Source organism: Litchfieldia alkalitelluris (assembly GCF_002153425.1).
Lineage (GTDB): Bacteria > Bacillota > Bacilli > Bacillales > Salisediminibacteriaceae > Evansella > Evansella alkalicola.
Genome location: NZ_KZ119600.1, coordinates 430,606 through 445,345, shown reverse-complemented (window position 1 = coordinate 445,345; position 14,740 = coordinate 430,606). Strand labels below are relative to the sequence as shown.

Annotated in this window: 15 protein-coding genes; 2 read left to right on the top strand and 13 right to left on the bottom strand. The window is 33.8% G+C overall.

Annotated features, from left to right (window positions below; genetic code table 11):
• On the top strand, positions 1 to 320 hold a 320-nt coding region (locus BW724_RS02200), incomplete at its 5' end, for an ATP-binding protein (protein WP_176371545.1).
• Positions 317 to 517: a hypothetical protein gene (locus tag BW724_RS02195; RefSeq protein WP_088073469.1), complete on the top strand. Its 201-nt coding sequence runs from the start codon at positions 317 to 319 to the stop codon at positions 515 to 517. The genes BW724_RS02200 and BW724_RS02195, both read left to right, overlap by 4 nt.
• On the opposite strand, the gene BW724_RS23105 is transcribed toward BW724_RS02195, so the two are convergent.
• The 13 genes from BW724_RS23105 to BW724_RS02125 all read right to left on the bottom strand — a co-directional run bounded on the left by BW724_RS23105 (position 510) and on the right by BW724_RS02125 (position 14,064).
• Positions 510 to 734, bottom strand: a complete 225-nt coding sequence (locus BW724_RS23105) for a hypothetical protein (protein ID WP_140354886.1) — start codon at positions 732 to 734, stop codon at positions 510 to 512. The two genes, BW724_RS02195 and BW724_RS23105, sit on opposite strands and share 8 nt — an antisense overlap.
• 1,085 nt (positions 735 to 1,819) lie before the next feature.
• A complete protein-coding gene (locus BW724_RS02185) occupies positions 1,820 to 2,008 on the bottom strand; it encodes a hypothetical protein (RefSeq protein ID WP_088073467.1) in 189 nt (62 codons plus the stop codon).
• A gap of 24 nt (positions 2,009 to 2,032) precedes the next feature.
• A complete protein-coding gene (locus BW724_RS02180) occupies positions 2,033 to 2,788 on the bottom strand; it encodes a hypothetical protein (RefSeq protein ID WP_088073466.1) in 756 nt (251 codons plus the stop codon).
• Between the two features lie 155 nt (positions 2,789 to 2,943).
• Positions 2,944 to 3,921 (bottom strand): IS701 family transposase, encoded by a 978-nt coding sequence (locus BW724_RS02175; protein WP_176371259.1) that lies wholly within the window; start codon positions 3,919 to 3,921, stop codon positions 2,944 to 2,946.
• Positions 3,922 to 4,661: 740 nt separating this feature from the next.
• Positions 4,662 to 6,443: an alpha/beta hydrolase family protein gene (locus BW724_RS02170; protein WP_088073465.1), complete on the bottom strand. Its 1,782-nt coding sequence runs from the start codon at positions 6,441 to 6,443 to the stop codon at positions 4,662 to 4,664.
• A gap of 22 nt (positions 6,444 to 6,465) precedes the next feature.
• Entirely contained in the window at positions 6,466 to 7,719 is a 1,254-nt protein-coding gene (locus BW724_RS02165; protein WP_088073464.1) for an MFS transporter, read from the bottom strand.
• Complete coding sequence (locus BW724_RS02160) at positions 7,706 to 8,695, bottom strand: lysophospholipid acyltransferase family protein (protein ID WP_088073463.1); 990 nt, start codon at positions 8,693 to 8,695, stop codon at positions 7,706 to 7,708. The genes BW724_RS02165 and BW724_RS02160 overlap by 14 nt, the downstream gene beginning before the upstream one ends.
• Positions 8,682 to 9,818, bottom strand: coding sequence for a HesA/MoeB/ThiF family protein (locus BW724_RS02155; protein ID WP_088073462.1), 1,137 nt, complete (start codon positions 9,816 to 9,818; stop codon positions 8,682 to 8,684). The genes BW724_RS02160 and BW724_RS02155 overlap by 14 nt, the downstream gene beginning before the upstream one ends.
• Entirely contained in the window at positions 9,799 to 10,080 is a 282-nt protein-coding gene (locus BW724_RS02150) for a phosphopantetheine-binding protein (RefSeq protein ID WP_176371260.1), read from the bottom strand. The genes BW724_RS02155 and BW724_RS02150 overlap by 20 nt, the downstream gene beginning before the upstream one ends.
• Before the next feature lie 598 nt (positions 10,081 to 10,678).
• The gene (locus BW724_RS02145; protein WP_088073460.1) at positions 10,679 to 11,047 is read right to left on the bottom strand and encodes a hypothetical protein; all 369 of its coding nucleotides are present in this window, start codon (positions 11,045 to 11,047) and stop codon (positions 10,679 to 10,681) included.
• A 271-nt stretch (positions 11,048 to 11,318) separates the two neighbouring features.
• Complete coding sequence (locus BW724_RS24395) at positions 11,319 to 11,474, bottom strand: transposase (RefSeq protein ID WP_088073459.1); 156 nt, start codon at positions 11,472 to 11,474, stop codon at positions 11,319 to 11,321.
• A gap of 356 nt (positions 11,475 to 11,830) precedes the next feature.
• Positions 11,831 to 12,448, bottom strand: coding sequence for an RNA-dependent RNA polymerase family protein (locus BW724_RS02135; RefSeq protein WP_088073458.1), 618 nt, complete (start codon positions 12,446 to 12,448; stop codon positions 11,831 to 11,833).
• 731 nt (positions 12,449 to 13,179) lie between these two features.
• Entirely contained in the window at positions 13,180 to 14,064 is an 885-nt protein-coding gene (locus BW724_RS02125) for a helix-turn-helix domain-containing protein (protein WP_088073456.1), read from the bottom strand.
• Positions 14,065 to 14,740: the final 676 nt, after the last annotated feature.

Here is a 14,740-nt window from a genome sequence, read left to right as displayed (position 1 = left end):
CAAAATATGAAGCAGATGGCAGTTTTCGCAAGTTAATTCAAAAATACAAAAAAATTGATTTATTGATACTGGATGAATGGTTATTAACAGAACTCTCAGAGGAGAATGTACTTCATGTGTTAGAAATTATTGAAGCAAGGTTAAAGAAAGCATCGACTATTTTCTGTTCTCAATTTTCGCCAGAAGGATGGCATTCAAAACTTGGACAAGCACAAATAGCAGATGCGATTCTTGACCGAATCGTTCACGATTCATATAAGATTCTAGTTGATGGCGAAGTTTCAATGAGAGAACGTCATGGATTGGCGGTATCTAAATGATTCCAGAAGAAGTTGAAAATCGTATAGCTAGGTATTTTTTGCATATGTATTTACCCGATGAAGTGAGGATGGCAGTAGAAGAAAGACTATTACCCTCCTGCATATGGAATGAGGAAGAGGATTTAGATCAGGATGAGCTCGTTCGTCTGGCAATTGAGATTATTGATAAGCAATTAGAAGATAAAAAATTTAGATAATACAAACAGCCATTGGAACAAGTTTTGTTCCAATGGCTAATCTATACTTTGATAACATTGGCTCTTTCCCCGCACTTACTGGCTCAGATGTCCGCAAACAGTGGATCAAAACTCCGCACTCCTGGCTCATTCTGTCCGCAATAATCACTTGTAAGCGCTTACCTTCTATAGTTTTTTGAATATTGCATTTCTTGTGTTTCGTTTCGTCTCGTAACATCTCATCTCGTCTTGTCTCGTATCATCTCGTCTTGTCTCGCGATTTTTCTTTCCCTTTAGCTGACGGTCTGTTAGTGATGGGGAGGAAAACTGAACCTTCGCTCAGACCATTTAGTTACCTTTGCTCATACAACAGTTCCAATCACATGAAATAGTTAAACACAGTGATATTTAGCTTTTTGACAAGATTCTCAAACGTATGTCCATTAGTGTCTTTGGTAATGTATATTCCATGTTTCAAAAATATGAACTTTTATTGTACAAATTGTGATTTAGCTATTTTTAGTACGTTTTGAAAAGCCTGAGACATATAGTCACATGATTTGAGAGTTCTCCTATTATAGAGGCGGGTCTAGTTATTAAATTTCTAGCAACTGTGAGCGCATGGAGTTAAGCTGGGGTGTGTTTATTTTACTGAAGCAGGGTGCGGTTCTTCGTAAAGGGAATTTAAATCTGGTTTATTTATGTAAAATAAAGAGGTAGAATATCAAGTCAGGAGAGACCAACGAACGAACTAGCGAACGACCACTCACCTATTCAGCCGTTCGCGGCATGAAATCCAAATACACAAAATGAAAATCAACAATACGATAACAAAACCTATCGAGTAGGAGGATAAGCATTAGTTGATTATCCGACCTCTCACAACACCGTACGTCAGTCTGTCTAACAATTGGCTATTAAAGCAAGCTGTAAAGCGGAATTTATGCAATTTTCAACTGAATAAACATTGTACATAGAAATTTTGTACGAGCTCGTTCTCTGATGAGACGTATGAGCTCCTTCACTCCCTTTAACTTAATCACTCTCTTGAAATTATAGACAAGACAAATTAGATTAGTCTCAGTAGCTATTGGATTTTAACTTCTTTTGCAGTCTTGTCCTCATACGTTGTTTCCTATATGATTTCTGTTCGTCAGACAGGAGGTTTGCCTCGAGCTTCCTTCAGATTCCACGTCACCGTGGACACCCTTGCTTTTAGCTGTGTACTTACCGCTACAAGGTCGTACTTGGGACTTTCACCCATTAGAGTTCGCCCATGCTGGGCGAACAAAAAGAAGGCTTCCTTTAAGAGCTTCCTTGATATTATTCTGATCTTTGATTAATAAACCCAATCAATGCAATAATAAACGGAATACTAAACGTCCAAATAGGTACAACTCGACTTCCAGTCATGCCATTCATCATGAGCCATTCATTCATGCAAATATCAACTAAAATAATTAAAAGGACAAGTACTAATGCTAAGGTTAAGTGATTCAAATTGTATTTCATTGAACTTCCTTTCTCTCTTTTATATTATGGTCTTGTTTTACTCGTTTTTGCATAGTAAACTCCATCCAAGGTTCCACTAACACTCTTAGGGGAGTAAGCCGTTACAAAACGCTTGTCTTGATATTGACCTTTCCAATTATATCTCTCTACATAGCCTGTTGTTTTATTCATATAGGGAGCCATCTCAAACCATCCATATTCTTTCGGATTCATTTCCAACTCCCTTGTGGTAGAGACGGATCTTTCATTGAACCAAGTAAATCCAGCATTCGCTCGTACCTTGGACGCTTCTGCCGATTTCAATGAAATGGAGAACGATTGTTTTTGTGTTTTACTTATCTGAAATTTTAGGCTTGTCTTTCTGCTTGTCCCATTGTAATCTACTGGAGAGACTCTTGTTAGTAAACTGGTTCTTAATACGCCTATTGTGTAGCTACTTCTTTTATATTTGTAAGTGTCGTTTGTCATTCCCCCTCCTGTGTTCAAGATGCCAACTTCTCCTGGAGCAAAAGGAGTAGTTTGTAAGCTTCTTTCTTTTTCATAAGTTGCCTCAAATCCTTCTTCTGCAGACTCCTCTACAATGTCCAAATACTCATCAACTGTAAGTTCTGTCCATTCCCCATCTATTACCTCGTAAACAGCCGTAACGACATCCCCATCATGCAAAAATAGGCCTTCTTCATCTTCCGAGAGAATGACAATATCCTCTTCTGCAAACACGCCCCCTGTAAAAATAAGTGATAAAAACAAAACAATGAAAACAGATAACATTTTTTTCATTCTATGCCTCCGTTTTCAAATTAATAATTACTATTCAATTAATAAGTTCCAATCCCCTTTTATTTCTCAATCAACTTGATTCTTGCATTTTTAATCAGTATTCCTAAAAAAGGGCATACGGATTGCGTATGAACTGACAGTTGAAAAAAATTCAGTTATGCTGCCAGTTTTAGTTCTTTCAACATATCAAAAAGCGACTTTTGAGCCATTGCTTGTTCATAGGTGTAAACGACAAGTTGACCAAGATGATCCTTACGAATACGTCGCACGACATCTCCAATGGTCATCGGAATCTCCTTTTGCCATTCTTGCCGTTGATACTCCAAGTAGTTGTAAGTAATAAATTCAATGGTCCAAAAGCGTTCAATTCCTTTGCGTGAAAGAAGCTGATATTCGTCAAAGCCCAGTAATTCTTTGAAATAACGGTATCCGGTTTCGATGTTCCAACGCACATTATAATAGCGCAGGATGGTTACGAGATCCAGGCTACTATCTGTACAAAGGATACAAAACGGCGTTTTGCTCGAATCGAATTTGTCTTCCCAAGACAAAAGGACTTTGGCGTACTCGGTGTCATTCAAATTTCCTTCATAAGTGTAAATCTTATAGGAATGATCATCCACGGTAACGGAGTGGAGATCAGATGACTCTATATAAGTGGACGCAAAATCAGTGATTTTAATGCCAATTCCATGAGGATAAATCTTTCGGTTCGCACGAAGACCACCGATGAGATGAAATCCTCTTTGAAGACAGTGTTCAATCAACTTTTTACTTGTGTACCAACTATCCACCAACACATATACCTGTTCGTTTTCCGTGGCTGGATAGGAATTGATTAACTCGATCGCCAGATCATTTTTGCTTTTAAAAGGAATATCTTCATTTTGACAATATTCTTCACGAAAGTAGGAACGGAAATCCCAAGCAAACGAGTGATTGTCACTGACGACATGAGCTGTCACGACACAATGAGACCAAACGGCCTTTCCATCTGAATGAGAAAAGTGGTTATCCAACCCTTCCATCTTCTTGGTGGAACGATCCTTCTTACATTGGGAATCATCGATAATGAAAAATGTGATTGGCCTTGTATCACTTGTGCTGGTTCGATTTTGCCTTATGTGATTCAAAATGAATCCGTTTGTTGGTCACATAGTTCGGGCACCACGGTGACTCGTTAAGAAAACGAGTCATGCAACTAAGATCTCTTTTTTCATTAGTGGATCGACGAATTTGAGAAACGTTGATTCTTCCGTCGGTCAAAATAATTCCATTAACAAATGTGAAAATGTGATTCATTTGTGGCTTCGAAAGACAAAGTTTCAACGCTAAAATAAAGTTGACGATCGGCGAATAGAAGGTTACCATAATATTGGACATTCTCCTTTTTGTGGGATTTGGTTGTGGTAACCTTATATTTCACCCAAAAGGTAGGAATGTCCTTTTTTATTTTTCTAATGCGACAAAGGTTCTAATAAAGCCTAAATTATAGACGCAATTCGATATGACATGTTTTTTGCAAGAGTCAAGTAAATTAAATTAAAAATAAAAGTAATTATCTTTATTATAAACGGTATAAAAATAATAATTATTGCTACATTACTATCAGTACAGTAATAATAAGTAGTAATTCTAAAGTTCACAATCCAGAAAATTTGTTTGTCGGAACCGTCGCAGTTTATAAACATATTACAAATAGTCGTATAATATAACATTAATAAAAAAATGAGAACAAGGTAGAAATAAACCCTGTTCGCCGTCTTTTTATTTTACAATTAAATACAAATATAAAAATAAAACATATTTTTAATTTGATTCTTCAAATCGCACAAAGCCATTGGGTCAGGAACTTTTTTTCCTAACAGCCCTTTTAGGTATTTGAATATTTATTACTATCCATAAACTTTAAACAATCGGTTAATAAACTATTGATATCAGTATTAGAGTAACTTAGTGAATGTCCTTCTCCCTCTACTTCATAATATGTCATATCTTTGCCAAAACTAATAGCTTTCTTAACATATTTAAATATTGAGTCTCTATTAATCTTGTCATCTTGACTACCATGAGCTATTAGAATTGGACAAGATATTGAAGTTATATAAGTACTCGGAGAATTAGATAGTAAATACTTCCTTTTATCTTCAGATGAAGAATCTCCTACATTCTTTTGTAAAATATTCTGTGTTTCTAAAGGCATATTATTAATAAAATCTAACAAATTTACTGGACCAGATATTGCTATAGCCTTATAGAATTTACATTCTAATTTAGATACAGCCAATAATGTTAAATAGGCACCGTAGCTAAAACCACATAAAAAGATTCTATCTTTTATAACCCATTCTTGTTTCTGTAACCAGTTATAGATTTGTTTAATCTCATCTAGATCCTGCCCCCCCCATCCACCTAAAATACTTTCCTCGTATGTTTTTCCATATCCAGTACTTCCTGATATATTAGGACAGATTACTACAAACCCTTGTTTAACTAAGAGTTTCTTTAACGGATTAAAGCTAGGTCTATCTTGTTTATGTGGGCCGCCATGCAAGAGTATTATAGCAGGATATTTTTTCTTTGCGATAATATTAGATGAGTAATTATTTAAATAAGGCCCTGTAGATGTAAGAGATTTTTGTAATAATGAAATCTCATAAAATGTTTTACTTTTATTTAATCCTAATCTATCAATACATTTAGAGTTTAGATTATATATACATATATCACCTGGAGAATTTATAGTACTTATTTTAAAAGCTAATTTCCTATTGTCATTTGAAAGTGAAAATCCCGTAATTACTCCTTTTATGTTTGTGTATATTTCCTCAATCTTACTAGATGAATTAAGATGACTTATCGTACTATAACCATTGGTGTTTGATGTGAATATTACCCCATCTTTTAAGGAAACTAACTGTTCTATGTCATTTTTCCCGACATAGACTTCCTCCATACTATTAAGAAAGTTACCCTTCAAAAAATTGTCTAAACTCACATAATATATTGATATATATTCAGTTAATTCATTAGTTAATATATAAAAACCCTCATTATTAAAATGCCATACAACACTTTCAACTCGAAGCGAAAAAGAAGAATTGAAAATCAATTTTCTATTTCTAAGATCTAATACCCCTATCTTTACTTTGAATCCTTTTTCAGAAAAAATAATAACTACATAATTACCGCAAGGGGAAATAGTCTGAATCGAGATTAGTCCATCATGTTTTATTAAATCTTCTTCCATTCCAGATGATAAATCTATATACCTTAAATAACTTTCTCCACTTATTTTATTGACTATATTTGAAATAACTCCTGCTACTTTTTCTAAATAGATTCCTTGATTGCATATTTCACTTTCTTCCGGTCCCAGAAATTTTAATTCGCCTTCACAATTCTGCATCCATAGTTCTGAATGTGTTGTTTTTTTTTGTCGCATTAAAAGAAGTAATGTATCTTCACCAGTTCGCTTATAATAATTAATTAACTTCCAAGGACTAGAAGGTACATACTCGCTTTTTATTTCTTTTGTACTTAAATTATATGAGTATAGACAATTGATACCATCCTTTTCAACCATATAATAAATATTCTCTGAGAATTTATCAAAATTAATTTCATCACTAATCAAGTTCATTTTTGAGAGCATATTCTAAGCCACCTTTTGAAAATTAATTACTCAATTGTAGACTTTTCTCGTAAACCTTGATGGAATTTAGATTAAAAAATATCAACGACGAAAGTAAAAAAGATACACTGATAAATATAAATATTGATGTGATGCCAAAAAAGCTTGTTAAGTAACCAGATAAGGAATAACCTAAGGGAAGAACTAAACTAATAAAGGTTTGAGTTGTAGCAAAAAATCTCCCTCTTAAATACTCTGGCACTACCTTTGTTTGAATATTAACTAATGATACGTTAGCGACTGCTAAGCAAGAACCTAATACCATAAGACAAAAGAGAGAAAGTACTAATTCTCTTGAAAAAGAAAAGAAAAGTGTTGAGATACCAGCAAAAATCAAGCAAAAGGTAATTAATGTTCTAGTACTAAATTTTTTATAAAAATAGTTAGAACATACTCCACCTATTGCCATCCCTATTGGATACGCAATTTCCATCATACTGTATCCAAATGCTCCTTTTCCTAATACTTCGTCTGACCAGACACTTAATAAAATAAACACCGGAGCAAAAGAGAAAAACAAAAATAAAATAAGTGGAGTTGAATGAGCTAATACAGGTGTTTTAAATATAAAGATATAGGTTTCTTTGAAATCAGTTAGTATAGTTCTCGAGTTTTCTTTCGTTGAAGTAGTATTGATAGAACTTTTATCCGACATAGTTTTCTTTGTAAATAGTATTAATAGAAATGAAAAAATAAAAAGTGTGGCAGTTAATAAATAAGCATTGGTAATTCCTAATGGAATAAACAAGATCCCTGCAATTGATGCTCCCATTATTAAAGAAACTTGTTCAATAATAAACAAACTACTGTTAATTGATGATAGATTTTTTTCGTTAGCTCTCTCTAATAAAATGGACCTAATTGTTGGGGAATAAAATTGACTGACGACATTCATTAGTAATAGCATAATACTAAAATATCCCCATGATACCAGATCATTAAAATAAACTATAGGTACAAGTAAAAGGATTAGAAACCTCGAGATATCTGATATAATAAGTAATTTAAATTTATTATATCGGTCTACAATAATACCGGAAAACAAACCAGTTAAAGTTGCAACAACTGTAATAGACCCCAAAAATCCCAACACGGTAGCTGAATTTGTTAATTCCCAAACAAACCAATAGGTAACTACTATATTTATCGTTACAGCCATTCTTGAGATACTGTAACACAAAATAATATTTCTTAAAGCAATACTCTTAAACAAATGGAAAAACTCACTTATATGCATTGGATAAATTCTCCTCAGTAGCTTTCCCTTGAATTCTATCAAAAATCTCCCAGCCACCCCACATGGCTGGTTTTTGATAGCATAATTTTTCTAAATCATTCCAAATGTTTAAGGTGTTTTCTCTAATATTTTCCTTTGATAACTCAACTTTAGGAGAGATAAGTTTTAAATCAATTAAAATTTTTTTTTCATTTGATATTTCCAAATAACCTCTAAATAAAGGAACTTTTCCATATGCACTTAAAGTAGCGGCTCCTTCAGGTGTAACCACGCTAGAACCCATAAAGTTCTTCTTATTCTTTATTGGTATAGAATCAGCCCAACCACTCAACTCTGGCAAAATACAGACAAGATATCCTTGTTTTATTAAGTTTATAGATTCTCGAATAGAAGAAAAGCTAATAGGAAGAGTTTTAAATAAATGTTTCTTTGAAGGAAAATAGATTTCCAAAACTTTTTGCTGATATTCAGTTGCTTCCCTACTAGCAAATAGAGCTACGGGTTTTTCAAAAGCCACTATTAAAGCAAAAATCATCAATTGAAATATACCCCAGTGATAAAAGGACAATACAGCTCCTGAATTAGAATCTAACACTTTTTTTAATGACTTAAACCCATTAATATTTAAATTACTTTTTATAAACTCTTCTTCGGTAAGTTTTAACAAATAGTATTGAAGTAAATATGATTTTTGTTTATGCAACTCTGTATTTAAACGTGCTAACTCTGTTAAATCGTAACCTTTATCAAACAAGTCTGTGTCATACATTCTTTCATAAACTATGTTGAAAAATTCTAAATAGTAATTACTTAATAAATCATTTTCACTCTTTTGTATTCTTTGGAAGTGACAGAAAAGCTCGTCCGAAGTTAATACACTGTTCAGCTTTTTAGATAATTCATAGTTATCGATCAAATTATCTACAGAAAAATAGCCCGTTGAAAAGTCTGACTCCCTTGTATTAAATTCTTTCATTTGTAAACATCCTTTCCCTACCACTTTTGCCTGATGTATTTCCTTTCCCGCACATTTTACAATTCGGTTGCCTTCTAAATACTTCATAAGAAGTATCTAAAGTATTTAAGTTGACTTCTCCTTTTTTTCCCATCATTGTGGGGGGAGTTATTCCTGTAAGTACTTTAATAATTTCAAAAGATTGAATGTTTGCAATGTGACTTGTCAAAATATTTAGACTTGGCGCTTCCCCTTTGGTTCTGTTTTTTATCACTTCATAACTGCTCCACTCGGGAAGTTTAAGTTGGAGTTCATAACATCCCCAACATGGAGATTTATATGGTATTACAGTGGGACCTAACATTCCTATATGATGATTATACCCACCACCTATAATGTGAGGGATACTTCTTTCCATACATGCCTTTCCAACAATCATTCCCGTATCAAAAACATTTGGTTCATCCGCACAATTTATAACAAAATCTATCCCATCTAGATATTCATCTAATACAATGTAATCGTCTATCTTAGTATTATAGGTAGTAACATTTATAGAAGAGTTTATATTTAATAATGATTCTTTCGCAGCAACAGTTTTAAGTTTGCCAACATCTTTTTCACAAAACAGAACTTGCCTGTTTAAGTTACTTTTTTCTACATGATCATAATCAATTATTGTAATGTTCCCTAAACCAATTTGAGTTAAATACATACCAACCCACGAACCTAGTCCCCCAACCCCTACAATTAATACATTTGAGTTAAAGAGTTTTTCTTGTATATCGATACCTGAAATCCCTTCTTGACCATAGGCATCCCAAAACAGAATTTGTCTATTCCATTTTTCAAAAATAGGATTGGAATATTGATGACTATTCTTATATTCATCAGAAATCAGACCAAATTTAAGCATAGAATCTAAAGTTTCTTTGACATCTTCTAAAGTAATATCTTCAAAGTTTTGTTTTAGTTTATAATAGATTTCATCTTCACTATTTCTGCCGTCAATTTCCTTTATTAATTCAACTACTTTTTCTTCACTTTCAAATATCTTTATAGTGCTTTTGATATTATCAATAAAATGTATATCATTATGAGCAACTCTTACTTCTATAGTACTCTTAAATTTTGGTATCATCATATAAACCTGTACTCCTATCTTCAAGTTTACTATTAATGGTATCAAGTAAATCCCCAACTGTATAAAGGTTTTTATTATCTAAATCAGTTAAATCGATGTCAAACTCACTTTCTAAAGTTACTATTAAGTCAACCAAATCTAATGAATCAATTTCTAACTGATCTGACATAATTAATTTAGTTTTTAATGATATAGAAGATGGGTCTATTTGTAATTTTAGTATATCGATAATTCTCTCTTTTAGGATCTCCAGGGAAATCAAAATATCATTACCTCCTTATAAAGATATTAATAGGAGAGGGGGGAACATTAAATATAAATATACATATCAAATATTAGCAAGCTGTGTCGGAAGACTTAGAATTCTCAGTTAAAGCAACTGAATCTTTTAATTCGAATTTCATGTTATCACCTCCCTCTACGATTCCCTCTCCTATACAATGAATTATAGGCTATAACACATCCTTCATTAAACCTCCGAAATAGACAGTTTCTTAAGTTTCCATTACGAAAAGCCAATGTATAAACACTTACACTTCTTATTATTAAATAAAGAAATAATATATTAATATTTATAATCTCTTTAAGTATTGTAAGATTTATAGTCTCAATAAAATAGAGTAGGCGAATGAAATTATTCATGCACCTCTCGGTGATCCGGACATCAGGCAGTCTAACAATTGAATTCGGAGTACACTTGAAAACATGGGTTTATGCACTTTGCTCAAAGAAGTGTTATGCATATAGGCTTCTGAAGAGACCTACGAGCTCCTTCAATCCCTTTATTTTGATCATTCTCTTGAGATTATAAGCAAGAAAAATTAGAGTGGTCTCAGTACCTACTGAGGCCAACCCTCGTGTTAAAAAGTATGTATAGCCGAGATTACCGCCCTTCCGTTTTTGGCAGAAGTGCAAGACTCTTTTTGACAGAAAATATCGTAAGACTCGAAAGTGTAACGCTTATACTCTTTCCCATCTTGTTTTCCATTCCATTTAAAAGGTAACTCATAACCCAACGGGCAAATATATTGATCGTTAATGGTATCATATTCAAAGTTCTCTTTATCAAATCCGCTTGCTACTTTGTTTTTCTTTCCTTTTTTTTGCTTAATTAAGAGTTCGGTGCTTCCGTCGACAACTTCAATAATTTCAAAGCAATTATAATAGCCCTTATCAGCAAGGATTTTGGTTTTTTGATCATGGGAAACTTGCTTTGTTTTTTTCACCATATTAGATAGCTAGCCTTGATCGTTAACATCATTACCGTATCGCAGTCCACGATCAGTTTGTATTTGCTGTCCACCGCTGTTTGAACATTAAAAATAAACTTCATGTTTCCCGTTGTTTTTCATGGATTTGGCATCCGGATCAGTAATACATAGTTGATTTTCTCATCGATATGATCTAGTTTCTTATTGACAATATAGGCATTGAAATGATGGTTTTTACAGCAGTTTGCTTTTAGTTTTGTACCATTAATTGCGACAAGTTGACCATCAATCACTCAAAACCTTTTAACATCAAGGTAAAATTCTTAGACAGCTTTTTTATAGCCATTTTGTTATTCTTCATAAAAGCAGATAATGTGCCGTGATCCGGCTGTAGCTTTCCAATTAACCACATTATTCCTATGTTCCTTGTCGTTTCTTTTTCCATCTTTGTGAGAGAAACGGTTACCGTTCATAAAACAGTAAAGTTAGAGCTTAAGAAGATCTTCACGCCTGTATGGTTTTTGCCCGGCTTCGGTACCTGAAAACACTTGAAAACCCAATTCTTCTAGGGCCAAACTATCGATTTAAGCATCAATTAGTCGGACAGGATTGTCTTCTTCTACAAAGTCTCCCGTATTTGACAATAATGAATTTAATGTCTATCTTCAACTTCTATAAATGGCATATGAGCTCATCTCCCTTGATATATTAATTCGACAAAGGAAATCCATTCTCATGTTAAAATGAAGGTTATTATTTGTTGGACAGTCTGACAGGTCATCGCATACGGCTCCTCCATGATTATCCCCGCTGGAGATGATGATCATTATAAAGCTTCACAAGTGAGATAAGACCGATTTCTACAAACCATTCATTATATAAAGCAGTATGTACTGGGGTTGACAAAGAGCTTCTCCATTTATCCATACGCAAACTAGGGAGATCTCCTTTCCACTTTCTTCTCATGGACTGATGACTCCGCCTTTTATCCTGTGGGATTGTATCAAAGTAGGCCTTTAGATCATCGTCAATTACGTGCACAAATCCATCCATTAAATCCTTTTGGATTTTCTCTAAAGCCATATGTACACTTTTATTCGGTCTGAATCCGAAACTACAGTCCAAAAATTTGTCTTCGAAAATCGGCTCTATAATGCGACGTACAGCTGCCTGAACAACACGGCCTCTAACGTTAGGTATTCCTAAAGGTCTTTTCGTTCTATATGGTATTGGAATAAATACACGCTTTACAGGTCTCGGTCTATAAATCTTTTCTTTTAATTCACGTTGAAGAACTTGTACATTGTCCTTCCCCCAATGCTCAAAAGTTTTGATAGAAACTCCATCTACTCCTGCAGATCCTCGATTGCGTTTTACCTCTTTGAACGCTTCCTCCATACCATGTTGGATATAGCCCATACCTTATCTATTAAGCTATACCATTTTCTCTTTTGTGTAGACTTTACTCCATCACGAAAACTCCTCTGATATAATCGCTCACTCATGTTCTTATCCTTCCCTTGGCTCTCTCGGATGACTAGCACACGGCATTTTCCGAGTTATACCTAAAGTACTCCGCCCAAACTGTCTACTTACTATTCGACCCCAGTTCTTAGGCTCTACGTCATTGGCTTCTGCTTGGCACATGACGTCTTCCTAAATTGAATTACTTTTCTTTCATGGGCAGACAGGCTTCGCATCAAGTCACTCGACATTACAACTTTTCCGACGATCCTATTCACTAATATCCACTGCTCTGACTTCTCACCACCCGTAATCCCAACTTGCCCAACACGGACTTGTTTGAAAGTTACCACCAGATAGTGGAGATGATGAGATCTCCTTGGGTCACGTCATCAAATTCCTCGAACCAATTCCTCATAACTTACAGAATCTTCTTGTGGCAATGGACTTCCCCCTCCTTTGCAAGATCCTCCGATTCTGTCAGCCAACATGATGGTTAGTCGTCTGTTCCGAGATTTGCCTTTAGGTACTCCACACAATTCCTCACGGACATGCACTACCTGCTATACACTTCCGCCATTTCGGCGTGTTAGGTACTTTCACCCATTAGTTCGATGCGTTGCCAAGCGCATAAAAATCTAGCACAAACATTTATGCTAGATTTTTATTCTTCTCCTTAAGATATATTATTCAAGTTTTTCAATTTTATTATTTACAAATTCACTCATTACCTTCTTACCTTCAATATCAAAAACGGTGATAGCTTGTTCCAAGTATTCCACCCCTTTTTCAATTTCCTTTGTTTCAATTAAATTAATCCCTATTTGATAATTAAATTCACCTAGCAAGTATAAATACCCATGTGAAATACATATATTTCTTCCTTTCTTGGCATATTTAAGGGCTAGACAAAAATCTTTATTTAAACCGTGGGCTTTTGAAAGATTATAAAGCAACTTAAGTTCTAACTTTTTATTGTTGTTTATATCTGAAGATTTACTCAAAGAGTTACTTACCTTTTTAAATAGGTGAATAGCTTTTGGTTGATTTTTAATAGCACTGTATGTAATCCCAATACTAATAAGAATTTCTAATTCTAAACCAATAAAATACTCTTGTCCAATTGAACTTCCTGTTATTCCTAATGCTTTTTTGTAATACATAATCGCTTTTATAAAGTCATCATATAGGTGAAAAAAACAAATTCCCTTATGCCAATAGAAAAATTGTTTAACTTGATCTCTACCTTTCTTCATTATGTTACTTTCCTCATCGTTTAAGATCAATTGAATCTCTCTATAGTTTCTGTCACGTTTTGCCTTATTTACTAAAAAAATAAACTCTGAAAAATAATATTGATCATCAAATTCAACTTTCTTTGAGGTTAATACATCAAGATTAATTTCTAGTTTCGATGCAATTTTAAGAAATATATCTACTGTAGGGATTGTTTGATTCATTTCAATTTGACTAATAAGACCCTGGGAACAAATATTATCTGATAATTGTTTTTGAGATACCCCTTTTTTAATCCGGGCATCCTTTATTAAGGAACCATATTTTATATCCATCTTTTCCTCACCTATTAATAAATTAATATACTACTTTAATATTACCATAAAACTGGAGGTTGTTCATCTTATTAATCTTTTATTGGGAAAATTGCTAATTTTTGTGTATTGGACATTATATATATCTGTTCTATGATTTTATCAAGATATTAATTTAAACGAAGTGAGGAATCCAAATGGATATATGTCGAAAGATTTTCTTAACTTTATGTTTCATTAGTGTGTTTAGCATAAACATTACTAATGATTATGCTAGTGACTATTACGAACTTGAACCTTTTAATGATTTACCGGAACAGCATTAGCTCATTTCTATTCTTTGTTTAAGTGAAAAATCAGAGTACATAATGAGAGAAAAAATAGTAGTAGCAATAATCTCTTACTACTATTTTTTTTACGTAACCAGCAAACCGTTAATTGCTAACTGGTGTAATTTCAATTTGAGTAAGTACCAAGACGCTCAGTAGTTGACAGGCAAATGGTGGAGAGACCCTAAGATTGAAACTCTGTGAAAATGTAACTCGTAAATAGTGCTAGCAAACTAAACTAAAGGAAAAGGGGAAGTTGAGCCTCGGGACAATAGACAAAAACCAACGGAAGGTGTGAAGAACTTGGAAGTACAGCACCGAATAATCCCTCGGGGTATGGGGAACGATACGTTTGTTCAGTGTTTAAC

Bases quoted from the DNA above. Each gene is read 5' to 3' on its own strand.
- BW724_RS02165 (WP_088073464.1), bottom strand. From the start codon at position 7,719: ATGCATATAAGTGAGTTTTTCCATTTGTTTAAGAGTATTGCTTTAAGA.
- BW724_RS02195 (WP_088073469.1), top strand. From the start codon at position 317: ATGATTCCAGAAGAAGTTGAAAATCGTATAGCTAGGTATTTTTTGCAT.
- BW724_RS02180 (WP_088073466.1), bottom strand. From the start codon at position 2,788: ATGAAAAAAATGTTATCTGTTTTCATTGTTTTGTTTTTATCACTTATT.
- BW724_RS02185 (WP_088073467.1), bottom strand. From the start codon at position 2,008: ATGAAATACAATTTGAATCACTTAACCTTAGCATTAGTACTTGTCCTT.
- BW724_RS02155 (WP_088073462.1), bottom strand. From the start codon at position 9,818: ATGATGATACCAAAATTTAAGAGTACTATAGAAGTAAGAGTTGCTCAT.
- BW724_RS23105 (WP_140354886.1), bottom strand. From the start codon at position 734: ATGTTACGAGACGAAACGAAACACAAGAAATGCAATATTCAAAAAACT.
- BW724_RS02160 (WP_088073463.1), bottom strand. From the start codon at position 8,695: ATGAAAGAATTTAATACAAGGGAGTCAGACTTTTCAACGGGCTATTTT.
- BW724_RS02135 (WP_088073458.1), bottom strand. From the start codon at position 12,448: ATGGGCTATATCCAACATGGTATGGAGGAAGCGTTCAAAGAGGTAAAA.
- BW724_RS02145 (WP_088073460.1), bottom strand. From the start codon at position 11,047: ATGGTGAAAAAAACAAAGCAAGTTTCCCATGATCAAAAAACCAAAATC.
- BW724_RS02170 (WP_088073465.1), bottom strand. From the start codon at position 6,443: ATGCTCTCAAAAATGAACTTGATTAGTGATGAAATTAATTTTGATAAA.
- BW724_RS24395 (WP_088073459.1), bottom strand. From the start codon at position 11,474: ATGGAAAAAGAAACGACAAGGAACATAGGAATAATGTGGTTAATTGGA.
- BW724_RS02125 (WP_088073456.1), bottom strand. From the start codon at position 14,064: ATGGATATAAAATATGGTTCCTTAATAAAGGATGCCCGGATTAAAAAA.